Annotated in this window: 3 protein-coding genes and 1 pseudogene; 2 read left to right on the top strand and 2 right to left on the bottom strand. The window is 74.8% G+C overall.

The window, feature by feature from the left end; genetic code table 11:
* Together AB0N76_RS39200 and AB0N76_RS39195 are read left to right on the top strand one after the other, a co-directional pair.
* Window positions 1-1,106: hypothetical protein (locus AB0N76_RS39200; protein ID WP_363565637.1), on the top strand; the 1,106-nt coding region annotated here is incomplete at its 5' end.
* Entirely contained in the window at window positions 1,103-1,576 is a 474-nt protein-coding gene (locus tag AB0N76_RS39195) for a hypothetical protein (RefSeq protein WP_363565636.1), read from the top strand. The genes AB0N76_RS39200 and AB0N76_RS39195, both read left to right, overlap by 4 nt.
* A gap of 1,292 nt (window positions 1,577-2,868) precedes the next feature.
* Here AB0N76_RS39195 and AB0N76_RS39190 read toward each other — a convergent pair.
* Together AB0N76_RS39190 and AB0N76_RS39185 are read right to left on the bottom strand one after the other, a co-directional pair.
* Window positions 2,869-4,029, bottom strand: a pseudogene (locus tag AB0N76_RS39190) (elongation factor Tu).
* A gap of 320 nt (window positions 4,030-4,349) precedes the next feature.
* On the bottom strand, window positions 4,350-4,520 hold the full coding sequence (locus AB0N76_RS39185) for a hypothetical protein (RefSeq protein WP_363565635.1): 171 nt from the start codon (window positions 4,518-4,520) through the stop codon (window positions 4,350-4,352).
* Window positions 4,521-4,782 lie beyond the last annotated feature (262 nt).

Raw genomic sequence — 4,782 nt, 5'->3', positions numbered from 1 at the left:
CCGCCGTCCGGGACGGCGGTTTCGGCAGCGCGGACGGCGGCCCCGGCGACCGCGCCGAGAGCGCCCTCTACGACCGACTGCTGCGCCGCGCCGACCCGTTGGCCGCCGCCGACCTGGCCCGGCCCAGGCCGGTGCCCCGGTTCCGGCGCGACGTCCCCGAGTACACCGCCATCGACCGCCCCGGCACCCTGCCCGTCCTGGACGCCGCCCTGCTCGCCTCCGGCTCCCTGCTGGTCGCCTGCGGACCGGCGGGCGTGCGACTGCTCGGCCCCGACGGCCGCACCCGCGCCCGCTGGGACACGCCCGCCGACCGGCTGGTCCTCGCCGACCACGGCGGCAGCGCGCTGCTTGTCGCCGACCACGGTCCGGAGCTGCGCGAGATCTCCCGCCTCGACCTCGCCACCCGCACCGTCCGCCCCTGGACCACCCTGCGGGCCCGCCAGCTGGCACCGTCCTTCGACGGCCGGCACCTGATCACCGCGGACGCGGACGGGATCGCCGTCCTCGACACCCTGGCCGCCCGCCCGACCGTGGTGTGGCGTGAACTCGGGCCCCGCGAGGCCCTGCTGGGCGGGATCACCCGCACACCCGGACGCTGCGCGGCGCTCGTCCGCTCCGCCCTGCCCGACGGCTCCCCGCTGACCGAGGTGTGGCGCTGGGACCTGCCCGGCTGGGAGCTGCGCGGCCGTCTGCGAGTGGACGAGGAACTGTCCGGCACCCACCCCGACCCGGCCGTCCTCGCCGCCGGCGGACTGCTCACCGCCAAACCGGGCGACCCGGACCGCACCACCCTCCGCTGGACCTCCGACCTGCCGACGGCCAAGCTGCACCTGGACGGCCCGACCCCGCACGGTCCCGCCGCCGACGGGGACCACTGGGCGCTCACCGTCCCGGAGCCCGACGGCACCGGCCTGCGCCTGTACGCGGGCACCGGCCCGTCCTCCGCCCCCGGGCTCACCGCCCTCTTCCCCGAGGCCACCGGCCCCCGGATCGGCCTCCGGCACCACGCCGACGCCGTCACCTACTGGCACCGCTCCGGCCGCGTCCTCGCCACCTCCGTCACCGGCACCACCCTGCTGGCCAACCTCCGGGTCACCACCGGATGACCGCTCACCCCCTCCTGCCCGCCGCCCCGTCCGCCGACGAACACGAGCGCTACCGCTGCTACCTGGCGGCCTTCGCACGGGTGTCGCCGGACGGGGAAGCCGACCTGGTCCGCGCCGTCCTGGCCGACGAGGACCAGGTGATGGCCGGCGCCGCCGTGCTCCACCACCTCGAACAGCGGGCCGCCGCCCAGCTCCACGCCGAATCGCCGACCACCTGGGCCGCGTCCTTCGCCCCGCTGGTCGCCGCCCACCCCTTCGCCGCCCGCCGGCTCCGGGAGTGGCTGCTCCTCGCGGCGATCGCCCGCGGAGAACCATGGGACCGCGCGGCCCTCGCGTCCGCCACCGACTGGCTCCAACGCACCCTCGCCGAGGTCACCACCTCGCGCGAAGCCCTGACCTACCTCGCCACCGAAGGCCGCACCCGCCGGGCCCGGAACACCGCGACCACCCGCCTCCGCCGACGCACCTGACGTCACCGCACGCTCGTCGCGCGCCGCTTCGAGGAGCGGCCTGACCTCCCTTGCGGCGTGGTGGTCGGTGCGCCCCGAAGCGGGTGCTCGGCGTTTCTGACCAGGTCCCGTGTCGTGGCCGTGTGCCTGTCGTTGCTCAGGTCAGTTGATCTTGCCCGGGAGGGGTGCCCGTCGCACGGCTTCCTCCTCGGGTCTTGCCTGAGAGGAACAGTGATGGTGCTGATCGGGGTTGGACGGGCGATCGAGGTGGACCGGGGCCCTGCGCGCGCCCGGCTTCGCCGCCGGGCGGTGGCGGTGGTGGCCGCGGTGTGCGGGGTGGTCGTGCCGCTGGCCGCGCACTCGCCGGCCGCGCTCGCGGCGGAGGGGCCCGGTCCGACGGTGTATGACGCGGCGGGCGTCTACGAGTACGTCGTGCCGGAGGGCGTCACGGACATCGAGGTCTCCCTGGTGGGCGCCGGCGGCGGTGGCGGCGGAGGGGGCGAGGACGTGAGCGATGCCGGGGTCAGGCGCTACGCCGGTGCCAGCGGTGGCGGCGGCGGTGGTTTCGTGATGTGCAGGTTCAAGGTCGAGGCGGGGCAGCGCTACCAGGTCGCCGTCGGCGGCGGTGGGGGCGGGGGCGGCACCGCCGTCGAAGGGCAGCCCGCCGACGGTCTCGCCGGCCGCGGCCCGCACGGCGGGGCGGGCGGCACTCCCTCCCACTCCAACGGCGCCGACACCACCGCCTGGCCCGACGGCAGCGGAGCGGGCGGCGCCGCCGCCCACAACGCGTACGGCTACGTCCGCGGTGGCGGCGGTGGGGGTGGCGGCGCGTCGCTGTTCGGCAGCGCCGACGAAGAGCTGGGCGAGGCTCCCGGTGGCCAGGGTGGTACGGGCGCGATCGTGACCAGCGGTCGGGCCGACGCCAACGAGGGCAAGGGCGGGGACGCCGCGCTTCCCGGGGGCCTGGGCGGCGGCTGGGGACAGCTCGGCTCGCTCGGCGGGAAGGGCGGAGCGGCGGGAACCTGCGCCGACCTCGAGGAGGACGAGTACCCCCCGGCCTCCCACGAGGGCGAGGACGGCGTCAAGAACCGCAGCTACAGCTACACACCGGGCGAGCGGGGCGGAGCCGGAGGCGCGGAACTCCAGGAGGGCTGGTCGGCCGGCACGGGCGGCAGCGGCGGCTACAGGGGCGTCGCGGGCGGCATCGGAACCGACGGCAAGGTCGTCGTCACACCCGTCGCCGGCCCGCGCACTACTCGCCCACGACACGCGCGAGGTGACCCATCGCCATGCGCCTGTTCGCGGCCAGAGGGTCAGCCGAGGACCTCGGTCACGACGCCCGCGCCCACGGTGCGTCCGCCCTCGCGGATGGCGAAGCGCAGGCCCTGGTCCAGCGCGACGGGGTGGGTCAGCGTGACGGTCAGCCGACCGGTGTCGCCGGGCCGGAGCGCCTCGACGCCGTCGGGCAGCTCGATGTCGCCGGTGATGTCGGTGGACCGGAAGTAGAACTGGGGGCGGAAGCCCTTGGTGATGGGCTGGGACCGCCCGCCCTCGTACCCGTCCAGGAAGTAGACCTCCGCCTCGAACCTCGTGCGCGGCGCGATCGAGCCCGGCGCGGCGAGGACTTGGCCGAGTTCGACGTCCTCGCGCCGGACGCCGCTCACCAGCAAGCCGACCTTCTCCCCGGCCCGAGCCTCGTCGAGGGTGTTGCGGCCCATCTCGATGCCCGTGCAGGTGACCTTCCGGGTCTCCTTGATGCCGACGAGTTCGACCTCGTCGCCGACCTTGATGACGCCGCGCCGGCACCGTCCGACGATCACGGTGCCGCGGTCGGTCCCGAAGACCTCCTCGACGGCCAGCAGGAACGGCTTGTCGACGGCCCGCACGGGCGCCGGGACGGCGTCGAGCGCCCCGGCGAGCTCGGTGATCTTCGCTTCCCACTCCGCGTCGCCCTCCACTGCCTTGGCGACGGACCCCCGGATCACGGGCGCGTCGTCACCCGGCAGGCCGTTCGCGGACAGCAGCTCGCGGACCTCGCTCTCGACCCGGTCGAGCTGCTCCCCGTCGTCGACGAGGTCGCACCCGTCGAGGAAGGCCACGATGTGCGGCACGCCGATCCGGCGGGTGAGCCGCACCTGTTCGCGGTCCTGGGCGGTCAGGCCGTCGGCTGCGGCGACCACGAGGACCGCGATGTCCACGGCCATCATTCCGGCGATCAACTACTTGGCCCAGTCGGCGGCGTCCAGACCGTCGACGTGCGCGTAGTGCCGGACCGCCGTCTCGTACTCGACGTGACCGGAGCCGACCGCGTCCTCACTCGACTGCCCGTCCCGGCCGTCATCGCCCCGCTCGGCACCCGCCTTGGCCGGCACGGCGGCGAGCGCACCGGTCAGCGTCGCCTTCCCGGAGCCGACGTGCCCGATGGTGCCGACGTTCATGTGCGGCTTGGTGGGCTGGGAGTACTGCTCGGACATGGATTTCCTCTCGTGATGACCGTGATCACACCGAGGCACCCAGGGGAGGCCCCGTCGCCCCACGGCAGCGGTGATCGTCCGGCCTCCCCTTCCCACAGCTTGACTACTCTACGCATACGACTCACTACGATCCGGCCATGCCGAGGGCCCCCGAGGGTGCGGTACAGGCACGGCCTCCAGCCGGAGGACCGAAGGATCAGGTGGGAACACCTCGGACGAGAACGCCCCCACCTGCCGGGGCGTTTCGGCGCGCTGCTGTCGCGCCACGGAATCGCGGACGTCCAGCGGACCTACGTGGCCTTCACCGCGCGGATGGGGGGTCAGTGTGCGAAGGTCCAGAACCCGATGAGCGGGGCGGCGCCGGCGGCGAGGGAGACGAGGACGGCGGCCATCCAGGTGCCCGGGCCCGCCGGGGCGGGGGCGTGCTCGTTGTTCGTCACGTGCCCGCGCGGTGGCAGTTGAGTCGTGTGGTGGTGCGAACGGGTTTCCACGGAGGGATCCTCTCGGGCGGTCGTCCAGGTGTCGGTCGCACACCCCTGTGGTCCCGGCCCGCCGACCAGCGGGCCGGGACCACAGGGGTGCGCGGTGTGGTGCGGGTCAGCCCGCGAGGGTCTTGTCCAGGGCTTCGAGGCCGTCGCGGTAGATGGTGGTGAAGAGGTCGATGGCCTCGTCCTCGGTGGCGCCGTCGGGGTTGAAGCGTCCACACCGTCCCCGGCCGCGACGACGCCGCCGAGGTCCAGTGGTCCGGCCGCT

Origin of the sequence: Kitasatospora sp. NPDC093806 (assembly GCF_040683335.1) — a bacterium.
Taxonomy (GTDB): Bacteria; Actinomycetota; Actinomycetes; order Streptomycetales; family Streptomycetaceae; genus Kitasatospora.
Note: the sequence above shows the minus strand (reverse complement) of the source record. Positions and strands in the feature narration are given on the sequence as shown.